Below are 18,341 nucleotides of genomic sequence, written 5' to 3'. Positions count from 1 at the left end.
ACCGGCGCCGTCCGGGGCCCCGCGGAGGGACGACCCTCCGCGGGGCCCCGCCGCGTTCAGCTCAGCTCGTCGGCGACGACCGAGGCCGCCTCGGCCACCAGCCTGTCGTCGTACTCGGCGTCCTGCTCGGTGCGCTTGGACATCACGGTGACCACGAGCGGCGCCCTGCCCGGCGGGCGGACGACGGCGATGTCGGAGCGGGTGGCGTAGTGCCCGCCCCCGCTCTTGTCGGAGACCCTCCACTCCTCCGGGACCCCCGCCCGGATCAGGGTCTTCCCGGTGGGGCTGTTCCGCATCCAGGTGTCGAGCCGGGCCCGCTCCTTCTTGCTCAGGCCGTCACCGAGTGCGACGGCGCGCAGGTCCGCGGTCCAGGCCCGCGGTGTGGTGGTGTCCCGGTCGTCACCGGGGGTCGCCTCGTTCAGCTCCGGCTCGTAGCGGTTCACGTTGGTCACGTCGTCGCCGAGCTTCTCGAGGAAGGCGTCCAGCGCCTCGGGCCCGCCCAGTTCGCGGAGCAGCAGGTTGTCCGCGGCGTTGTCGCTCTGCCGGAGGGCCGCCGCGCACAGCGCCCGCAACGTCATCCCCTCCTCGACGTGCTCGCTGGTGACGGGGGAGTGAGGGAGCAGGTCCTCCTTGCGGTAGGTGATCACCTTGTCGAGACCGTTCACCGAGCGCTTGTCCAGGACCGCGGCGGCGGTGAACGCCTTGTGCGTCGAGGCGTAGGCGAACCGCTCACCCGCGTGGAAGGAGATCTCCCGGCCGGTACCGGTGTCCACGGCGTACACGCCGAGCCGGGCGTCGTATGTGCGCTCCAGCTTCCGGAACGCCGCGGCCGCCTGCTGCCGCGCGGACGCGGAGGCCGCGGGCTCGGAGGAGTCCGCGCGGTCGTCGGTACCGCAGGCCAGCAGCGGCAGGACGAGCGCGAGCGGGCCGAGGGCGCTGAGGGTCCTGCGCCGGGCTGAGATCGTGCGCATGGGTGGTCGATACCTCCGACTGTCCGGAACCTGATTCCCCGGGCCGGGTGGGGCCGGGCACGGCGGCCACGGGTACCGCCGCCGTGGCAGGCAGCCTGCCGCCCCGTCCGTCATGCGGTCCAAGACCGGATCGCGCCGGTTGATGCACGATCCGCATAGGTGCGGCGGGCGCATACAGTGGCATGCGTGGATCTTGTGAGTGCCTGTCGTGCGTTCGTGCACGTCAGCGAGCGGGGCAGCTTCACGGTGGGTGCGGCGGCGGCGCGCACGTCGCAGTCGGTCGCCAGCCGCCGCGTCGCCGCGCTGGAGCGGCACTTCGACGAGCTGCTGTTCGAACGCAGCTCGCGCCGGACCCGGCTGACCCCCTTCGGGCGGGAACTGCTCCCCGCGGCGCGGCGGCTGGTGCTCGCGGCCGAGGAGCTCCAGCACGAGGCGGCGGCCGCCCGGCGCCGGCCCGTCCGCCTCGCCGTCCCCGACACCTGCCCGGCACCCGCCCTCGCCCGCCTCGCCGCGGCCGCGCGCGGCCACCGCATCACCCTGGAGCTGCGCACCGCGGCTCCGGAGGCGCGCCCGTACCTCGTCCGCGCCCAGCAGGTGCGGGCCGCGCTCGTGGCGGTGCCGCCGGACCAGGCCCGCTGGCGCGTGCCGCTCGGGCTCGCCGGCCTCGACCGGCCGCGCGCCCGGCGCCGCTACCTGGAGACGCTGCGGCCCCGGCGCACCGACTCGGCGCCGCCCCGCCGCGTCTGGCTCCAGCCCGAGGACGACGTACCGCACATCCGGGACCCGATGGTCCGGCTGCGCGACGCGGTCGGACTGCGTCCCGCGCAGCTCTCCGTCGCCGCCACACTCACCCAGGCGGCCGCCGAGGTGTTCGCCTCGCAGGACCTGCTGCTGTGCTCACCGCTGCAGGCCCGGGAGTTCGGGCTGCACTGGCGCCCCCTCGGGGAACTCGCGCTGGAGCGGACGTTCGGGCTCCTGGCCGCCGAGGAGAGCGACGCCGAACGCCTCGGCGGCCGCCTGGGCGAGGAGATCGCACACTGCCTGGGCGCGGGCGCGCGGGCGGGCGAAGACGGGGAGGAGAGCGGCGCATGACGGACGGCCACCTGCTGCGTGAGCTGCGCCAGGCCCTCCGCGACGGCGGGCTGACCGGCTCGTTCCTCGTGCGCGACCTGCGGACGGGACGAGAGGCGGGCATCGACCCGGACATCGAGCTGCCCGTCGCCTCCCTCGTCAAGCTGCCCCTCGCCCTGGCGACCCTGGAGCGCATCCGGTGCGGCGAACTCGACGGCGCCCAGCAGCTCGAAGTCCAGCCGGGCCGCGCCACCCGGCCCGGCCCCACCGGGCTCACCCGGTTCCGGCACCCGGCCCGCGTCGCCCTCGACGACCTCCTCTACCTCAGCACCTCCCTCAGCGACAACGCCGCCGCCAACGCCCTGTTCGGCCTCACCCCGCCCGGTGACGTGGAGGCCCGGGTGCGCGCGCTGGGAGTGCGGGGCCTCGCGGTCCGGCACGCCCTCGGCGAGCTGACCGACACACCCGTGGAGCATCTTCCGGCGCGGGATGCGCACCTGGCGCATTCCCTCGCCGTCGGCGCCGCCACCGGAGGGCACGGCCACCGGCTCCCGCAGCTCGATGTGACCCGGACCAACTCCGGGACGGCCCGGGCCTTCGCGGACCTGCTGGAAGCCTTCTGGACCCCCTCGGCCGTCGACCCGCACACAGCGGCGCGGATCCGCGCCCTGATGGCCGACAACGTGCTGCGCCAACGGCTCGCGCCGGACTTCACCTCCGACGCCGCCACCTGGGCGTCCAAGACGGGCACCCTCCTCAACCTCCGGCACGAGGTCGGGGTGGTCGAGCACGACGACGGCGACGTCTTCGCCGTCGCGGCCCTCACGGAGTCCCGGGTGCCCGCTGCGGCCCAGCCCGGTGCAGAGGCGCTGATGGCCCAGGTCGCCCGCGAACTGCGGGACCAGCTGCGGCACGGCTGACACCGTGCCGCAGCCGAGCGGCGGGGCGCCTCCGGCGGCCGGGCTGCCGGAAGATGCGCGGCTGGGCGCCATTTCACCACACCGACCGGCGCGCCGCGCTCACCGGCGCCGACTTCGTCGTCAACAGCAGATCTGGCCACTGCGCGGTGCCGTGGTGGACGCCCCTGGCGACCGTCTCCGGCCCGGGCTGCGGACGCTGCTGGGGGCTGACGCACTCAGGGGCCGGAACGGCACGTTCTCCCGGGGCGGGGGCGCCCGGTCCGGGAGAACGCGCCTGCGGCGCGGGACGCTGTCCCGGATCAGCGCTGCCCGTACCGCTGGGCCTGTTCTCCCAGGGTGCGCAGTTGCTGCTCGGGCTGGGAGATGAGGGTGCCGAGCCCGAGCTTGCCCGCACCGCCACCGGCCGGCGCGGCGGCGGCCGGGGGCTGCGACCCGCTGTCGGCCATTGCGGCCTGCGCCGCGGTGGCCGTTCCCAGCAGGGCCGCTCCGGCGGTCAGCATTCCCAGCGCCAGCGCTCGCTTGTGCATCCGGATTCCTCCCGGCTGTCGGTACCGCACAACGGATCACCAGGACAACGAGCCCCGGTCCACCGCGGACACGCCCACCTCGGCCCGGCACGGCCCGGCACGGCACGGCACGGCCCGGCCCGGCACGGCACGGCACGGCACGGCACGGCCCGGCCGGGCTGCCCCTCCCGGGCGCGACCGGCTCCCCGTGACCTCCCGCCCGGCCCCGGCTCCGCCCGGCCATACGATGGCGTACACAACGGCGGCCGTGCACGAATGCGAGGCCGGGTACGCGGGCGAGAGGCGAGGTGGAAGGCATCGTGGGCGCTGCGCGCACCCCCCGGAGCCGGTGGGTCGAGGAGGGGCTGCGGGCGCTGGCCCGCGGCGGCCCGGACGCGGTCCGCGTCGAGGCGCTGGCCAAGCACCTCGGCGTCACCAAGGGGGGCTTCTACGGATACTTCGCCGACCGCGAGGCGCTGCTGGAGGCGATGCTGGACACCTGGGAGCGGGAGAGCGTCGACGGGGTCATCGACCGCGTCGAGCGCGAGGGCGGCGACCCGAAGACCAAGATTCAGCGGGCCGGGGCCCTGACCTTCTCCGGTGACCGGCTGCTCCCCATCGACCTGGCGATCCGCGACTGGGCCCGCCGGGACGCCGCGGTCGCCGAACGGCTGCGCAGGGTGGACAACCGGCGGATGGCGCTGCTGCGCGAGATGATCGGCACCTTCTGCCCCGACCCCGACGAGGTCGAGGCACGCAGCATGCTGGCGTTCTGCGTGGCGATCGGTGAGCACTTCATCGCCGCCGACTACCGGGGCCGGACGCGGGCCGAGGTGCGGGCGCACGCCGCCGACCTGGTGCTCGACCGCCCCCGGGAGGACCGGGACCGGGAGGACGGCGGCCCCTGACCCACCCCGTACGGCCCCGGCGCGGGTGCCGTCGGCGCGCGGTACCGCCCGGCCGGGTCCGCGGCGCGCGGCCCGCGGCACGTCCCGTCCGGTGGGCACGGCCCGCCGGACACGCTTTAGGCTCGGTGGATGGCGAAGTACTTCGACGTGCACCCCGAGAACCCGCAGCGGCGGACCGTCAACACCGTGGTCGAGAGCATCCGTGCGGACGCGCTCATCGCGTATCCGACGGACTCCTGCTTCGCTCTGGGGTGCCGGCCGGGCAGCCGCGACGGCCTGTCCCGCATCCGCTCCATCCGCGACCTCGACGAACGCCACCACTTCACGCTCGTCTGCCAGAACTTCGCACAGCTCGGCCAGTACGTGCACGTGGACAACGACGTGTTCCGCGCGGTCAAGGCGGCCACGCCGGGCCGCTACACCTTCATCCTCCCGGCGACCAAGGAGGTGCCGCGCAAGCTGCTGCACCCGAAGAAGAAGACCGTCGGCGTCCGCATCCCCGACCACGTGGTCACCCAGGCGCTGCTGGCCGAACTCGGCGAGCCGCTGCTCTCCAGCACCCTGCTGCTCCCGGACGAGGAGGAGCCGATGACCCAGGGCTGGGAGATCAAGGAACGGCTCGACCACGTCGTGGACGCCGTGGTCGACTCGGGCGACTGCGGTACCGAGCCCACCACGGTGGTGGACTTCTCCGGGGACACGGTCGAGATCGTGCGTACCGGCGCGGGCGACCCCGCGCCGTTCTCCTAGCAGCGCCCCCCGGGGCGGATCCGTGTGACCGGGATGTTCCGACCCGCAGCGGGCGGGTCGGCCTCCCGCGGGCTCGCGATGCGTCCCGGGCCGTCCCCGGCCGCTCGGGGCGGGGCCGGGGCCGGTGCCGCTCCCCGGCACCGGCGCCTCACCCGGTCTCGGAGGTGCCGTTCCTCTCCCGCAGGACCGCCGCTGTGCGTCTGCACCACTGCTGGTTGCTCCGCTCGAAGTCCAGGCCGCGCAGGCAGGTCAGATAGGGGCCGATCCGTCTGCCGTGCCGCAGGAAGTCGTCCTCGGTGCGGTTCCCGCGCATCGTCCGCAGCAGTGCGTCGAACAGTTCCGCCCTGGTCTGCGCGAAGGCCGCCCGCTTCTCGAGCCGGTCGATCAGGTCCGCGGTCTCGAGGTGGTCGGCGGCCTGTACCGCGACCAGGAGGTCGTCGCGGACGAAGGTCGGCTTGGCGGGGGCCGCCGCGAAGCGCCGCAGTGCGCCCAGCCCGGCGTCGGTGACCTGGAAGAGGCGTTTGTTGGGGCGGGACTCCTGAACCACCTCGCGTCCCGCGACCAGCCCGTCCTCCTCCAGCTTCGCCAGCTCGGCGTACACCTGCTGCGGCAGCGCGTGCCAGAAGTTCGCCACCCCCGCGTCGAACTGCTTGGCCAGTTGGTATCCGCTCAACTCCTCGTCCAGGAGCGCCGCCAGTACGGCGTGCCGCAAAGCCACCGGACCGTCCCCTCTCCGCAGTGCACGCCCCTGTCCAGGACTCCGAGAGCGTGATAGTCATGAATCTGAGTAATCGTACTCATGACTATCAAGGGTGAGCCATGACCACAGTGGACCGCTTCCGCGCCGCCGTCGACAACCGCGATCTCACCGCCCTGGAGGGGCTGTTCACCCCGGAGATCCGGCTCCACAGTCCGGTGAAGTTCACCCCGTTCGAAGGCCGGGAAGCGGTCCTGGGCCTCTTCGGGGTGCTGCTCCGTACCTTCGAGGACTTCCGCTACGTCGGACATCTCGACGGCACCGCACAGGCAGGCCAGGACGGGCCGCAGGCCGCCACCGCGGGGCTGGTCTTCCGGGCCGCCGTCAACGGCAGGCAGATCCACGGCATCGACCTGCTGCACCTCGACCCGGAGGGCCGGATCGCGGAGTTGACGGTGATGGTCCGCCCGCAGTCCGCGGTGCACGCGCTGGGCGAGGCGGTCCTGGCCGGTCTGGTGGCCGACGGCCTCGTCCCGGACGGCGCCGCCCACGAGGGTCCGGCACCGGCCGGCCGCTAGCGGCCGGCCGGGCCGTCCCGCCGCGGTGCCCCGGTGGCGGGACGGCCCGGCCGGCGGGTCCGGAACGGCGGCCCGGACGGCCGTTCCAGGACCGGCCGGTGGAGGGGTGACCGTCCGGTGCGGGGGCTGTGCCGGACGGGTCCTTCCGGAGGGCCGGGGCCCGGCCGCGGCGTCGCCGGTCAGCGGGGGAGCGGGAGGCGGGACCTGGAGGCGGCCACGAGTGCGGGCACGGTGGCCAGCTTGCTGCGCGGCCGGCCGCTGCGGCGGCCGCGCGCCTGCTCGGCGCGGTCGATGGCCGCCAGTCCCCGCGCGTCGACCACCTGGCTGCTGCGGCGCCGGGCCAGCCGCCGGAACGCCTTCGCGGAGCCGGTGGGCTGCGGAAGGGAGCCTTCGGCCGCATCGCCCAGCAGGGTGGCGACGGTCTCGGCCGCGCAGGCGCGGTTGGCGCCGATGCCCCCGGTCGGGCCCCGCTTGATCCAGCCCACCACGTAGCTGCCGGACACGCCGGTCACCCGCCCGCTCTCGTGCGGGACCGTCCCGCTGTCCTCGTCGAAGGGCAGCCCGGGGACGGGTGCGCCCCGGTAGCCGACGGCCCGCAGCAGCATCCCCGCCCGGATACCGGTACCGCCCGCCTCCCCGGTGACCCGGACGTCCAGATCGTCGGGCGCCGCCCGGTCGTCGCCGGCGGTGCCGCGCACCTCGACGGGCGCCGAGTGGAAGCGGAAGACCAGGCGCCGGGGGCCGCCGGCCGCCGGAGAGGAGCAGTCCACCCGTTCACGGGGGATGCCGCGGAACAGGGCGGCCTTCTCCTGCGGCCCCGCGGCGTCGATCGCCGCGCCGGTACGCGGGTCGTGGGCGTCGACGACGTGCTGCACCCCGGACATCCGGGTCAGCGCGCGGAGTTCGGGCCGGGTGCAGGCGGCGTCCTCCGGGCCGCGGCGGCCCAGCAGCACCACTTCGCGCACGGCGCTCGCGCGCAGGGCCGCCAAGGCGTGGTCGGCGATGTCCGTACCGGCCAGCTCCTCCGGGTCGGTCAGCAGGATGCGGGCCACATCGAGAGCGACATTGCCGGTACCGACCACGACGACGCGGGTCGCGGACAGGTCGATCGCGTCCGCCGGGACGTCCGGATGGGCGTTGTACCAGGCGACGAAGGTGGTGGCGGCGAGGGAACCGGCCGTCTCCTCGCCCGGGATCCCCAGCCGCCGGTCACCGGGCGCCCCCACCGCGTAGACGACGGCGTCGTGGTGGGCGCTCAGCTCCTGCGCGGTGACCTCCCGGCCCGCCTCGACGCCCAGCAGCATCCGCACCCGCGGGTGGCTGTGGAACCGGGCGAAGGCGTCGCCGATGCCCTTGGTCGCCGGATGGTCGGGCGCGACCCCGTACCGCAGCAGTCCGCCGGCCACGGGAAGCCGGTCCAGCAGCGTCACCTCGGCCGCCGTGTGCAGCAGCAGGTCCTCCGCGGCGTACATGCCCGCCGGACCGGTGCCGACGATCGCCACCCGGGGCGCGGCGAAGTCGGAGGGCAGGGTCCGCGGGAAGGACGGCTCGCTCCAGGAGTGGAAGTTGGGGCTGCCCTCCGCGGGCCGGGGCGCGGGCGCGTCGGCGTAGTAGGCGGCGTTGATCTCGGCGTACGCCCGCTGCGGCCCGGTGAGGCTCTCCACCGGGAAGACCGCGTCCACCGGGCAGGCGTCCGCGCAGGCTCCGCAGTCGATGCACGCGGCAGGGTCGATGTAGAGCATCTCGGTGCTGCCGAAGTCGCGCTCGCCGGGGGTGGGATGGATGCAGTTGACCGGGCAGACGGAGACACAGGTGGCGTCGTTGCAGCAGTTCTGGCTGATGGCGTAGGTCATGGGGCCGGTTCCGTGTGCGGCGTGCGGCGCTGGGAGGTGCCGCGGCGCGGGCGGGCGGGGTCAGATCAGGTGGGCGCGCTTGTAGAAGACCAGCGCCGGTTTGGTCAGCAGCCGGGCCGAGGCCAGGAACTCCATCAGTCCCGCGCAGCTCGACCGGAGCATGGACTTGTGGTGCTCGTTGGCCGCCGCCTCGCGGAGCGCGCGGCTCTGGTCCAGACCGGCGGTGGCGTACACCTTCCGGTTCACCATGCTGGTGACGATCACGTAGGAGGCGACGGCGATGACGAACGCGTTGAGCTGGCGGCGCAGCCAACCGGCCTCGGCCAGCCGCTTGCGCGTCTCGTCGCGCGCGAACTTCATGTGCCGCGACTCCTCGACGACGTGGATGTTGTTGATGGTGCGGACGAACGGCACGACCCGCTCGTCCCGCATCCAGTCGCGCTGCATGACGTCGAGGACCTCCTCGGCCACCAGGATCGCGGCGTAGGCGGCCTCCCCGAAGGCGAGGGTCTTGAAGGCCCGGCCGAGTTCGCGGGCCACGCGGCGCGGCTGGTAGGCGGGCGCCCGGAGCTTCTTGGCCCCGCGGGCGAACATGATCGAGTGCCGGCACTCGTCGGCGATCTCGGTCAGCGCCCACTGGACGGTCTCCTGGGACGGATCCTTGGCGTAGACGTCGCGCAGGATCATCTGCTGCAGGATCATCTCGAACCAGATGCCGGTGCCGGCCACGGAGGCGGCTTCCTGGCGGGTGAGTTCCTTGCGCTGCGCGTCGGTCAGTTCCGCCCAGTAGGCGGTGCCGAACAGGGTGCTCCACTCCGGGCTCGTGCCGTGGAAGTCCTCGTCCAGCGGGGTGTCCCAGTCGACTTCGGTGAGCGGGTCGTAGGACAGCTTCGCCGAGGAGTCCAGCAGCCGGCGGGCGACACCCTCCTCCTCGGAGAGCTGCGGAAGGTCCGGGCGGGTGATGCTGCTTGCCATGCTGCGACTCCTCGGGTTCGGACAGCGGGCCGTTCCCGGCCCCCGTCGGTGCGGTACGGGCGCTGGTGTGCCGGTGGTCGGCGGGGCCCGGACGCAGACTCCGCGGTCCGGGCCGCCGGCGCGCTCGGCGGAGCGGACCGCGGAGGCACCCCGGACTCTCTTGTTAGACGGACTGTATAACAAGGGGTGGGTCGTGCCTACCCTCCAGTAAGAAGGCGGCGGCGAACGGCTTCCTCCACCGGAGCCGCCCCCGTCGGGAAGCATGAGACGTCCTGGTGCGCCCGGCCGCGGATGCCCGCCGGTTTGCCCCGCGGGGCGGCGGACACCCGGCGTCCTCCGACGCGGTGCCGCGCATCCGGCGCGACGACCGCCGAATTGAGGGAGGGTGCTGCATCATGGCCGTCGTTGGCATCGTCGCGGTGTGCGTGGTTCTGCTCGTGCTGGCATTTCTCGCACCGCGGTTGTCCCGCCGACCCGAGCGGGGGACCCAGCGGACGCTGGGTGTCGGAAGTCGCACCGCGGGCAAGGCCCCGGGGGTGCTGGGCCGGTTGTTCAGCAAGCCGTTCCGCAGCAGCCAGAAGGCCGTCGGGCGGAGTGGTTCGGCAGGGCGCAGGGCGCGCGGGCGCTTTCCGCTCTGAGTGCGGCCTGCCCCGTCGGTCCGCCGGCCGCACAGCGGTCGGCGAACTGTCGGTGTATGACGGTAGGAAAAGGTGACATTCCACCTCGCCCGTGTCTCACAGCCGGACAGGTCGCGGCGTGTGTCGAGCGGTGCGGTCGGGCATACGGGAGGCGAACGGAAGAGGAGGAACATCGTGTTGTCACTTCATTCCGACGAAGCGTCCGTCGCCGACGCACGTGCCCTGGCCGTTGCCTATGTGGCGGCACACTGCCCCACCGTCGACGCCGCGACGGTGGGAACCGTGGTCACCGAGCTCGTCGTCAACGCCGAACGCCACACACCGGGCCCCTGGCTGCTGGTGATCGACCGGACCGGCGGCGTCCTGAGCGCCGAGGTGCGGGACGCGAGCCGGGAACTCCCCGGCGTGCGCAGCGGCGCGCTGGACGGGTCGGGCGGATGGGGCATGCACCTGGTGCACGCGCTCACCCCTTCGGTGGAAGTCACCGTCGACGGCCCCGGCAAGACGATCAGTGCGCGCTGGCCCGACCTGCCCGCGCAGGCTGCCTGAGCGCGCACTCCCGATGCGCCCTCGCCGGGCCGGGAGTTGCCCTGCACATCCCTGCAGCGGCGGCTTCCGGACCCGACGGGGCGCCGCGCGGCGACGGTTCGTGTGCGAGAGATCGCCGATTCGGGTGCCATGACCTCGCGTTTCGCGGGCAGGTGGAGAGTGCGGCCGGGAAGCGGCCGCCGCGCACGGAAGTCGGCGCGCAGTCCGAGGGAGATGAGGCGCTCATGACGGTGACCGATTCGGCGGTACGCGGGCACACCGGCTCTTCCGGAGGTACCGGTCTCCCCGTGATCGAGTCGCCCTCCCGGGTCCCGGCCAAGGACGCCCGGGCGCTGACCAAGCAGTTCCTCGCCCGGCTGGACGAACTGGAGGAGGGCACGGACGCGTACCAGTACGTGCGCAACACCCTCATCGAGATGAACCTGTCCCTGGTCCGCTACGCGGCATCCAGGTTCTCCACCCGTCCCGAGGACCTGGAGGACGTCGTCCAGGTCGGCACGATCGGGCTGATCAAGGCCATCGAGCGGTTCCAGGTCTCGCGGGAGGTCGCCTTCACCACGTTCGCCGTCCCGTGCATCGTGGGGGAGATCCGGCGGTTCTTCCGCGACACCACCTGGGCGGTGCACGTACCCCGGCGGCTCCAGGAGGCCAGGGAGCAGCTCGCCCGCGCCGACGAGGAACTGCGCTCCCGGCTCGACCGGGAGCCGACCGTGGCGGAACTGGCGGCGCTCATGTCGCTGCCCGAGAGCGAGGTCATCGAGGCGCGGAAGGCCGCCAACGGCTACACCACCACCTCCCTGGACGCCGCGGTCGCAGGCGGGGCCGACGAGGGCGGCCGGGCCCTGGCCGACTGCATCGGAGGGCCCGACCCCGCGTTCGAACTGGTGGAGGACTTCCAGACGCTGGCCCCGCTGATCGCGGAACTGGAGGAACGCGACCGGATCCTGCTCCACCACCGCTTCGTGGACGAACTCACCCAGGCCGAGATCGGCGAACGGCTGGGGGTCTCGCAGATGCACGTCTCCCGGCTCCTCAGCCGCCTGTTGACGCGGCTGCGCGCCGCCATGACGCAGCAGCCCGACCGGCCCGGTGCGCGCTCCGGGCCCGCAGCCGGCGCCCGGAGCTCGTCCTCCCCGCAGGCTCCGCGCCCCGCGCCGGACACCCCGCCGGCCTCCGCGGACCGCGACGGGCGCTCCTCCGGCACCGCAGGCCGACCGGACGCGGAACCGGAGGAGCAGGAACTGCTGGGGCTGCGGCAGGCCCATGAGCGGCTGCTGCCCGGCATCTCCCTCGCCGCGCTGCGCTGGGCGCGCGCCAACGACGAGAGGTTCCCCGCGGCCGCGGGGAAGCGGGGCGCCGAACTCCTCTACCGCGCGGCCGAGCTGACGCGCTGGGCGGAATCCCGGCCCCACGCCCCCGTGCAGCGCGCCGCCGCGGCAGCGGGTTCCGCGCAGGGCTGCCGCACCGCCTGACCGGTACGCCACTCCGGCGGCACCGGCCCGCCGGTGCGGCCTGCCGCGCGCGGGCTCCGCGTACGGCCCGGTCCCGCAGCCCTGCGAGGCGTGAGGTTTACCGCCGCCGAAGCCGGTGAGAAGTGCGGTCACGTGCTTGGGAGAACAGGCACATACGCGGAGGAGATGCCCACTCGTGGCCCGCGTGTGCTCCCGAGCCGGCTCTCCCCGCGCTGTGCACCGTCGATGACAGCGGGAGGAGGAGAGCCCATGTGTGCTGACCGGTACCCGGCCCGGCGAGACCGCCGCGTCCGCGGGAACCCCGCAGCGGATCCCGGGCGTCTCCGCTCCCTGGCGCGGGACGCCGCCCGGCGCCCCGCCCGCCACCCGGCGCAGCCGGGGTCCGCACGCTCCCCGGCCGGACCGCCCGTACGGGCCGCTTCGCCTCCACACCTCCGGAAAGGAACCTTCCCATGCTGCTCGCGCACCCTGCCGTCCTCCGTGATCTCGTCGAGCAGTACGCGGCACTGAGCGTCCTGCGGGCCGAGGACGGTTCCCCCGAGGTGCGGCAGCGCATGAACGACATCGCCTACACGCTGTGCGTCTCGACCGGTACCCGGGACATCGACACGGCTCTCGTGGCAGCCCGGCACCGGCTGCCCGGCGCCCGCGTCGGCGACGACTCGCTGCTGTCCGCCGCGGACGCGCCCGCGGACCACCCCGAGCCGCCGGAGCTCGCGGTGAGGGTCGTCGCGGCTCCGGAGGCGCCGCAGCAGACGCCTCGGCCGGCCGCTGCGGTATGAGCGCGTGCCGGACCGGCGGCGCCGCCCGCCCGTACGCCGGTACGCCGGTACGGGAAGAGGGTCCGCGTCCCCCGGCGGCCTCCGTCCGGTCCCGCCGGTCCGGCTGCGCGGCCCGTCCGGCTCACCCCTCGGCCCGGTACGCCGGTACGTCCGGCCCTGCCGCAGTGCGCGGCAGGGCCGCGCGCTGCCTGCGGACCGGATGACAGCCCCACCGTCCCACCGTCTTGCCGGTGAGCCGGTCCCGCTCGCACCGCCCCCCCCCGTCGAAAGGACCCCCGTTCCATGACAGCCCTGACCGCGCCGGGAACCCCGGTACCGCCCGCCGCACCCGGATGCACCGCTCCCGAAGCGGCGGCACGCTCCGCGGCGGGGGCAGGCGTGCGCCCGGTCCGTGGCGTGGACCCGCGCCCCCGCCGTCCGCTGTCCGGACCGGTGAGACGGTGACGGCGCAGGACCCGGCAGTGCCGGGAGACGCAGCGACCGCGCCGGCTGCCGCCGCGCCCGCTGCCGAGCGGCCGGCCCGCGCTCCGGCGGCCGACGGCGCCGAGGACCGGTCCGCGGCGTCGGCAGGCGAGCGCGAACAGTACATACGCAGACGCCTGGAGCGGCTGATCGGCATGGCAGCCACCGAGGGCAACGCACTGCGGGTCCTCCGCAACGGTGACGAGATCTTCCCCGCCATGCTCCGGGCGATCCGGGAAGCGCAGCACACCATCGACATGATGACGTTCGTGTACTGGCAGGGAGAGATCGCGCACGAATTCGCCCATGCGCTCGGCGAGCGGGCGCGGAACGGCGTGCGGGTCCGGCTGCTTCTGGACGGCTTCGGCAGCAGGCCCATCGAGAAGTCCCTGCTGGCGGACATGGAACGGGCGGGCGTCGCCGTGCAGTGGTTCCGCAAGCCGATGTGGGTCTCGCCCTTCAAGCAGAACCACCGCTGTCACCGCAAGGCCCTCGTCGTCGACGAGCGCACCGCCTTCACCGGCGGCGTCGGCATCGCGGAGGAGTGGTGCGGGGACGCGCGGCACCCGGGGGAGTGGCGTGACACCCATGTCGAGGTGCGCGGTCCCGCGGTCGACGGCGTCTCGGCCGCCTTCGCCCAGAACTGGGCCGAATGCCACGACGAACTCTTCGACGAGGCCGACCGGTTCGTCGAACACGACGCCCCCGGTACCGCCGTCGTCCAGGTCGTCCGCGGCTCGGCGAGCTTCGGGTGGCAGGACATGCAGACGCTGCTGCGCGTCGTGCTGGAGTCGGCACGCGAGCGGGTGCGGCTGTGCACGGCCTACTTCACCCCGGACGACTACTTCGTCGAGCTGATGTGCCGGACGGCGCGGCGCGGTGTGCGGGTCGAGATCCTGCTCCCGGGCCCGCACACCGACAAGCGCGTCTCCCGGCTGGGCGGCAGACGCGCCTACGACGATCTGCTCCGCGCCGGTGTCCGGATCGCCGAGTACCGGCCCACGATGATGCACGCCAAGGTCGTCACCGTCGACCGCATCGTCGCCCTCACCGGCTCCACGAACCTCAACCGCCGTTCCCTCGAACACGACGAGGAGGTGATGCTGGCCGTCATCGACGAGCGGTTCACGGCGACGCTCGACGACCACTTCGCGGCGGACTGGGCCGACGCGGAGCGCATCACCACCGGCCGCTGGCGGCGGCGCCCGGGTGTGGAGCGCCTCAAGGAGGCGGCGGTGCTCCCCATCCGCCGGTTCCTGTAGGGCGGGCGCCGGGGCAGCGGCAGCACACCCGCCCCGGGAGCGAGGCGGGGTGGTGGCGCGCTCCGGGAGCGCCGCGCCGGAAGACCGTCACCGTCCGCCGTGCGGCCGTGCGGGTACTTCCGGCGCGGACGCCGCCGGTGCTCAGACGCTGTGCCGGCCGGTGAAGTCGGTGATGAGCTGCTGCCATTCCGCGGGCCGTTCCACCATCGGCAGATGACCGGTGGGTATCTCCACGAGCCGGGCCCCGGGGATGCCGTCGGCGAGCCGGCGGTGCAGGCGGGTCGAGGTGAACCAGTCCTGGGTGGTGGAGACGACGAGGGTGGGCGCCTTGATGTGCGGCAGGTCGTCGCGGACATCGGCCCGACGAGCCAGATCGGCGTGCTCGGGTGTGCCTTCGGCGACGGAGGCGGCGGTGAAGCCGACGGCCCGGCGGAGCTGCTCGCCCGGCATTCCCTCCAGGGCGTCGGCGCCCAGCGCCATCATCGTCAGGAACTCGGCCAGCCGTGCACGCTCGCCTGACGCGGCCAGCTCGCGCCACAGCGAGGTGGCGAGCACCAGCCGGTTGTCCCGGTGGGGGAAGGTGGCGGTCAGCACGAGCGCGGTGACACGCTCGGGGTGGCGGGCGGCCGCGCGGACGGCGACGGGGCCGCCGAGGGAGTAGCCGGACAGCGCGAAGGTGTCCTGCCCCTCGGCGACTGCGGCGGCCACGAGTTGGTCGGCCAGCTCGTCCAGCGACAGCGGCTCGGTGGAGCGGGGGGTGTCTCCGCTTCCGGGGTAGTCGACGCCGACGACGGTGTGGTGCGCTGCCAGGCCCTCCAGGATCGGGCCGTAGGTGCCGTCGATGCTGCTGCCGGCACCGTGGGCCAGGGCGAGGCCGGGGCCGGAGCCCCGGACGGTGCGGGCAAAGGCGGCGGTCGGCAGGGGGTGTGCGGACATGGGTGTTCCCTTCTGTGCGGATCTCCGGGGAAGGACGGATCCGGTGGGTGCGGTGGTGGGGCGCGGCCGTCAGGGGATCCGGGCCGCGGGCCCCGGGGGCGCCGCGTCCGCTCGGGCGGGCGTGGCGGCAGGTCAGGTCAGGGCAGCAGGACGGCTTTGCCCCGGATGCGGCGGGCTTCCAGGTCGGCGTGCGCGGTGGCGGCCTGCTCGAGCGGGTAGGTCCGCCGGACGGGCAGGGTCAGCGTGCCGGAGGCGGCCGACTCGGCCAGCAGCGGCAGATCCTCCGGTGCCTGGCCGGGACCGTCGGCACTGAAGCGGACACCGTGCTGTGCGGCCGTCATGTCGGCGATGGTGAGGACGTGCGCGCTGTCCCCGGCCAGAGCTGCGGAGTCGGCGAGGACGCCCGCCCCGGAGGCGTCGAGGACGGAGTCGACTCCGTGTGCCGCCGCTGCCCGCACGCGCTCCACCCAGCCGTCGCCATAGCGCACCGCGGTGGCTCCCGCCGCCCCGACGCGCTCGATGTCGTGCTCCCCGGCTGTTCCGATGACGGTGATGCCGCGGGCGACGGCCAACTGCACCGTGACGAAGCCCACGCTGCCACCGGCGCCGTGGACGAGGAGGGTCTGTCCCCTCCGCACGTCCAGTTGCCTCAGGACACGGAGCGCGGTCCGCCCGACGGTGACCAGCGAAGCGGCCACCTCCCACGAGAGTGCTGCGGGCTTGGCGACCGGCCGGTCGAGCAGGGCGTACTGGGCGTAGCCGCCGCCGACGGCGGCGCCGAGGACCTCGTCGCCGACGGCCGCATCGGCCCCCTCGCCGACGGCGTCGACGACGCCGGCCGCGTCGAGGCCGGGGACCACGGGAAAGCGGGCCGGGACGGTGCCGGCCATCAGACCGGACCGGATCTTCATGTCGAGCGGGTTCACGGAAGCGGCCCGCACGCGGATCCGGACCTGGCCCGGGCCGGGCTCCGGCGCGGTGACCTGCGAAAGCCGCAGCACTTCGGGAGCGCCGTACGCGGAGAAAGTGATTGCTCTGGACATCAGGGACTCCCTGGTGGAGGCGGAGGGGAAAGGGGCAGGGGGCGGACCGCATGCGCTCCGGCGCGCTGTGCGGCCCCGGCGCGGCCCGCTCAGGCGGTGAGGGCGGGGTAGTCGGTGTATCCGCGGTGGTCGCCGCCGTAGAAGGTGGCCCTGTCCGGGGCGTTGAACGGGCCGCCGGCGGCCAGCCGCCGGGGCAGGTCGGGGTTGGCCAGGAACAGTGCCCCGTAGGCGACCATGTCCGCGCTGCCGTCCTCGACCAGCTTCAGCGCATCCGGGCCGGTGGCGTCGGGGTGGGTGAACGGATTGAGCACGAACGGGCCGGGCCATGCCGCGCGCAGCCGCGCGGTCAGTTCGGAGTCCGGGCCCTCCATCAGGTGCAGGTAGGCCAGATCCAGGTCGGCGAGCCGCTCCAGCAGGGCCCCGTACACCTCGCCCGGGTGGTCCTCGACGATGTCGTTGTACCGGTTCCCGGGAGAGATCCGCAGGCCCACGCGGTGGCTGCCGATCGACGCGGCCACGGCTGCGGCGACCTCGGCGGCGAACCGGATGCGCCCTCGGGTCGATCCGCCCCAGGCATCGCTGCGGCGGTTGGTGTTGTCCGCGAGGAACTGGTGGATCAGGTAGCCGTTGGCGCCGTGGATCTCCACACCGTCGAAGCCGGCCTCGATCGCGTTGCGGGCCGCGGCGGCGAAGTCGGCGATCGCCTCCTCGACGTCCGTCCCGCTCAGCGCCTTCGGCGTCACGAAGTCCTTCGGCCCTTCGTGGGTGAAGACCTGGCCCTTGGCGGCCACCGCCGACGGAGCCTGCGGTACCAGGCCCTCGGGAAGCAGGCTGGGGTGGCCGATCCGTCCGGTGTGCATCAGCTGCGCGAAGATCACGCAGCCCGCGCGGTGCACTGCGTCGGTCACCGTCCGCCACGCCCGCACCTGCCCGGGCGTGTGCAGCCCCGGGGTGTCGGGGTAGCCCTGCCCGGCCGCCGAGGGCTGGATGCCCTCCGTGACGATCAGTCCGGCGCCGGCGCGCTGCGCGTAGTACGTCGCCATCAACTCGGTCGGTTCGGCGCCGGGCCCGTAGGCACGGCTGCGGGTCATCGGTGCCATCACGACGCGATTGGCCAGGGGCCTGCCGCCCAGGACGACGGGTTCGAAAGCAGTGGTCATGAGCCTCTCCCTCGGAGTGCGGGACGTTTCTCGCATGGCGGGCCACGGGATGTCGGCACGCCATTGCCTGTCTGAGCAAGTAAAACACTTGTCCGGACAGTAAATTCCCCTGGTGCTGCTTCCCGGAGGCAGAAGTGAAGCAAGTAACACGCTTCTACCTGGGCATAAGCGCCTCTCGAGGGGCCGGAACACTCCTCTGAGTCACTGATCCGCGGTAGGGTTGCACTGTCCAAGCAGGAGAGTGAGGAAGAGATGGCCGAGTCCACACCCGAAGCCGGTCGGAGCTCCGGAGTGACGGCACAGCAGGCCGCCGTCCCGGTCCCGGGTGCGGCCGGCAGCGGGCCGATCAGCCATGCGATCTTCCGGCTGGCCCGCCTGCACCGCATGTACGCGGGGCAGTTGCTGCGCCGCATCGGCCTGCACCCGGGGCAGGAGCTGGTCATGATGCACCTGTGGGAACTCGGCGCCCAGCGGCAGATCGACCTGGTGCGCCTGATGGACTCCGACGCCGCCACCATGACCCGCACCGTCCGCCGCCTCGAGCAGGCCGGCTTCGTCCGCCGCCGCCCCTCGCCCACCGACAAACGGGCCTCGCTCATCGAGCCCACGGCTGCCAGCCACGCCCTGCGCCGTGAAGTCGAGCAGGTCTGGAGCCAACTCGAGGACATCTCGACCGCGGGTCTCTCCGACGGTGAGCGCGCCGACGCACTCGCCGCCCTGGAGCGGCTGGAGCACAACCTGGTGCAAGCCGCCGCCCAGCCCGAAGAGCCGCGCGCAGAACGCTGAGCACCACGCGCAGGCGACGGTG

General features: G+C 73.8%; 18 protein-coding genes and 1 pseudogene. 11 read left to right on the top strand and 8 right to left on the bottom strand.

Going from position 1 to position 18,341, the window contains the following annotated elements:
* Positions 1-56: 56 nt before the first annotated feature.
* Positions 57-971, bottom strand: coding sequence for a class A beta-lactamase (bla, locus tag BMX65_RS08640; protein WP_074999570.1), 915 nt, complete (start codon positions 969-971; stop codon positions 57-59).
* Positions 972-1,157: 186 nt separating this feature from the next.
* Between bla and BMX65_RS08635 the strand changes: the two genes are divergently transcribed.
* Together BMX65_RS08635 and BMX65_RS08630 are read left to right on the top strand one after the other, a co-directional pair.
* Positions 1,158-2,063, top strand: coding sequence for a LysR family transcriptional regulator (locus BMX65_RS08635; RefSeq protein WP_074999569.1), 906 nt, complete (start codon positions 1,158-1,160; stop codon positions 2,061-2,063).
* Positions 2,060-2,962 carry a serine hydrolase gene (locus BMX65_RS08630; RefSeq protein WP_074999568.1) on the top strand — a complete coding sequence of 301 codons (903 nt, stop codon included), beginning with the start codon at positions 2,060-2,062 and terminating at the stop codon, positions 2,960-2,962. Before BMX65_RS08635 ends, BMX65_RS08630 begins: the two co-directional genes overlap by 4 nt.
* Before the next feature lie 299 nt (positions 2,963-3,261).
* Here the strand turns inward: BMX65_RS08630 and BMX65_RS08625 are convergent, their stop codons facing one another.
* A complete protein-coding gene (locus tag BMX65_RS08625) occupies positions 3,262-3,489 on the bottom strand; it encodes a hypothetical protein (protein WP_074999567.1) in 228 nt (75 codons plus the stop codon).
* A 299-nt stretch (positions 3,490-3,788) separates the two neighbouring features.
* On the opposite strand from BMX65_RS08625, the gene BMX65_RS08620 reads away from it, so the two are divergent.
* Positions 3,789-4,376, top strand: coding sequence for a TetR/AcrR family transcriptional regulator (locus tag BMX65_RS08620; RefSeq protein WP_079171796.1), 588 nt, complete (start codon positions 3,789-3,791; stop codon positions 4,374-4,376).
* Between the two features lie 129 nt (positions 4,377-4,505).
* Complete coding sequence (locus BMX65_RS08615; RefSeq protein ID WP_074999565.1) at positions 4,506-5,126, top strand: L-threonylcarbamoyladenylate synthase; 621 nt, start codon at positions 4,506-4,508, stop codon at positions 5,124-5,126.
* Positions 5,127-5,274: 148 nt separating this feature from the next.
* Here BMX65_RS08615 and BMX65_RS08610 read toward each other — a convergent pair whose 3' ends face one another.
* Positions 5,275-5,844 carry a PadR family transcriptional regulator gene (locus BMX65_RS08610; RefSeq protein ID WP_074999564.1) on the bottom strand — a complete coding sequence of 190 codons (570 nt, stop codon included), beginning with the start codon at positions 5,842-5,844 and terminating at the stop codon, positions 5,275-5,277.
* 101 nt (positions 5,845-5,945) lie between these two features.
* Between BMX65_RS08610 and BMX65_RS08605 the strand changes: the two genes are divergently transcribed.
* Positions 5,946-6,401, top strand: a complete 456-nt coding sequence (locus BMX65_RS08605) for a nuclear transport factor 2 family protein (protein ID WP_074999563.1) — start codon at positions 5,946-5,948, stop codon at positions 6,399-6,401.
* A gap of 179 nt (positions 6,402-6,580) precedes the next feature.
* Here the strand turns inward: BMX65_RS08605 and BMX65_RS08600 are convergent, their stop codons facing one another.
* Together BMX65_RS08600 and BMX65_RS08595 are read right to left on the bottom strand one after the other, a co-directional pair.
* A complete protein-coding gene (locus BMX65_RS08600; RefSeq protein ID WP_074999562.1) occupies positions 6,581-8,254 on the bottom strand; it encodes an FAD-dependent oxidoreductase in 1,674 nt (557 codons plus the stop codon).
* 60 nt (positions 8,255-8,314) lie between these two features.
* Entirely contained in the window at positions 8,315-9,229 is a 915-nt protein-coding gene (locus BMX65_RS08595; RefSeq protein WP_074999561.1) for an AurF N-oxygenase family protein, read from the bottom strand.
* 395 nt (positions 9,230-9,624) lie between these two features.
* Here BMX65_RS08595 and BMX65_RS08590 point away from each other — a divergent pair, with 395 nt between their 5' ends.
* From BMX65_RS08590 to BMX65_RS08570, 5 genes and pseudogenes are all read left to right on the top strand, one after another.
* Positions 9,625-9,867 carry a DUF6411 family protein gene (locus BMX65_RS08590; protein ID WP_074999560.1) on the top strand — a complete coding sequence of 81 codons (243 nt, stop codon included), beginning with the start codon at positions 9,625-9,627 and terminating at the stop codon, positions 9,865-9,867.
* A gap of 174 nt (positions 9,868-10,041) precedes the next feature.
* Positions 10,042-10,416, top strand: coding sequence for an ATP-binding protein (locus BMX65_RS08585; RefSeq protein WP_074999559.1), 375 nt, complete (start codon positions 10,042-10,044; stop codon positions 10,414-10,416).
* 224 nt (positions 10,417-10,640) lie between these two features.
* Positions 10,641-11,483: pseudogene (locus BMX65_RS08580) on the top strand (SigB/SigF/SigG family RNA polymerase sigma factor); the annotation flags it as partial.
* Between the two features lie 857 nt (positions 11,484-12,340).
* Positions 12,341-12,670, top strand: coding sequence for a DUF5133 domain-containing protein (locus tag BMX65_RS08575; protein WP_074999557.1), 330 nt, complete (start codon positions 12,341-12,343; stop codon positions 12,668-12,670).
* Positions 12,671-13,131: 461 nt separating this feature from the next.
* The gene (locus BMX65_RS08570) at positions 13,132-14,394 is read left to right on the top strand and encodes a phospholipase D-like domain-containing protein (RefSeq protein WP_074999556.1); all 1,263 of its coding nucleotides are present in this window, start codon (positions 13,132-13,134) and stop codon (positions 14,392-14,394) included.
* Positions 14,395-14,535: 141 nt separating this feature from the next.
* Here the strand turns inward: BMX65_RS08570 and BMX65_RS08565 are convergent, their stop codons facing one another.
* From BMX65_RS08565 to BMX65_RS08555, 3 genes are all read right to left on the bottom strand, one after another.
* Positions 14,536-15,330 carry an alpha/beta fold hydrolase gene (locus BMX65_RS08565; protein WP_074999555.1) on the bottom strand — a complete coding sequence of 265 codons (795 nt, stop codon included), beginning with the start codon at positions 15,328-15,330 and terminating at the stop codon, positions 14,536-14,538.
* Positions 15,331-15,467: 137 nt separating this feature from the next.
* Positions 15,468-16,373, bottom strand: coding sequence for an NADP-dependent oxidoreductase (locus tag BMX65_RS08560; protein ID WP_074999554.1), 906 nt, complete (start codon positions 16,371-16,373; stop codon positions 15,468-15,470).
* An 89-nt stretch (positions 16,374-16,462) separates the two neighbouring features.
* A complete protein-coding gene (locus BMX65_RS08555; RefSeq protein WP_074999553.1) occupies positions 16,463-17,533 on the bottom strand; it encodes an alkene reductase in 1,071 nt (356 codons plus the stop codon).
* A gap of 252 nt (positions 17,534-17,785) precedes the next feature.
* Here BMX65_RS08555 and BMX65_RS08550 point away from each other — a divergent pair, with 252 nt between their 5' ends.
* Positions 17,786-18,319 (top strand): MarR family winged helix-turn-helix transcriptional regulator, encoded by a 534-nt coding sequence (locus BMX65_RS08550; protein ID WP_177214218.1) that lies wholly within the window; start codon positions 17,786-17,788, stop codon positions 18,317-18,319.
* The last annotated feature ends 22 nt before the right edge of the window (positions 18,320-18,341 follow it).

Source organism: Streptomyces qinglanensis, from assembly GCF_900111245.1.
GTDB classification, from domain to species: domain Bacteria; phylum Actinomycetota; class Actinomycetes; order Streptomycetales; family Streptomycetaceae; genus Streptomyces; species Streptomyces qinglanensis.
The sequence above is the reverse complement of the archived record's forward strand: the minus strand, read 5'-3'. Positions and strand labels throughout refer to the sequence as shown.

Coding starts and splice junctions, on each gene's coding strand:
- BMX65_RS08625 (WP_074999567.1), bottom strand. CDS start 3,489: ATGCACAAGCGAGCGCTGGCGCTGGGAATGCTGACCGCCGGAGCGGCC.
- BMX65_RS08555 (WP_074999553.1), bottom strand. CDS start 17,533: ATGACCACTGCTTTCGAACCCGTCGTCCTGGGCGGCAGGCCCCTGGCC.
- BMX65_RS08565 (WP_074999555.1), bottom strand. CDS start 15,330: ATGTCCGCACACCCCCTGCCGACCGCCGCCTTTGCCCGCACCGTCCGG.
- BMX65_RS08575 (WP_074999557.1), top strand. CDS start 12,341: ATGCTGCTCGCGCACCCTGCCGTCCTCCGTGATCTCGTCGAGCAGTAC.
- BMX65_RS08630 (WP_074999568.1), top strand. CDS start 2,060: ATGACGGACGGCCACCTGCTGCGTGAGCTGCGCCAGGCCCTCCGCGAC.
- BMX65_RS08550 (WP_177214218.1), top strand. CDS start 17,786: ATGGCCGAGTCCACACCCGAAGCCGGTCGGAGCTCCGGAGTGACGGCA.
- BMX65_RS08590 (WP_074999560.1), top strand. CDS start 9,625: ATGGCCGTCGTTGGCATCGTCGCGGTGTGCGTGGTTCTGCTCGTGCTG.
- BMX65_RS08600 (WP_074999562.1), bottom strand. CDS start 8,254: ATGACCTACGCCATCAGCCAGAACTGCTGCAACGACGCCACCTGTGTC.
- BMX65_RS08605 (WP_074999563.1), top strand. CDS start 5,946: ATGACCACAGTGGACCGCTTCCGCGCCGCCGTCGACAACCGCGATCTC.
- BMX65_RS08595 (WP_074999561.1), bottom strand. CDS start 9,229: ATGGCAAGCAGCATCACCCGCCCGGACCTTCCGCAGCTCTCCGAGGAG.
- BMX65_RS08560 (WP_074999554.1), bottom strand. CDS start 16,373: ATGTCCAGAGCAATCACTTTCTCCGCGTACGGCGCTCCCGAAGTGCTG.
- BMX65_RS08615 (WP_074999565.1), top strand. CDS start 4,506: ATGGCGAAGTACTTCGACGTGCACCCCGAGAACCCGCAGCGGCGGACC.
- bla (WP_074999570.1), bottom strand. CDS start 971: ATGCGCACGATCTCAGCCCGGCGCAGGACCCTCAGCGCCCTCGGCCCG.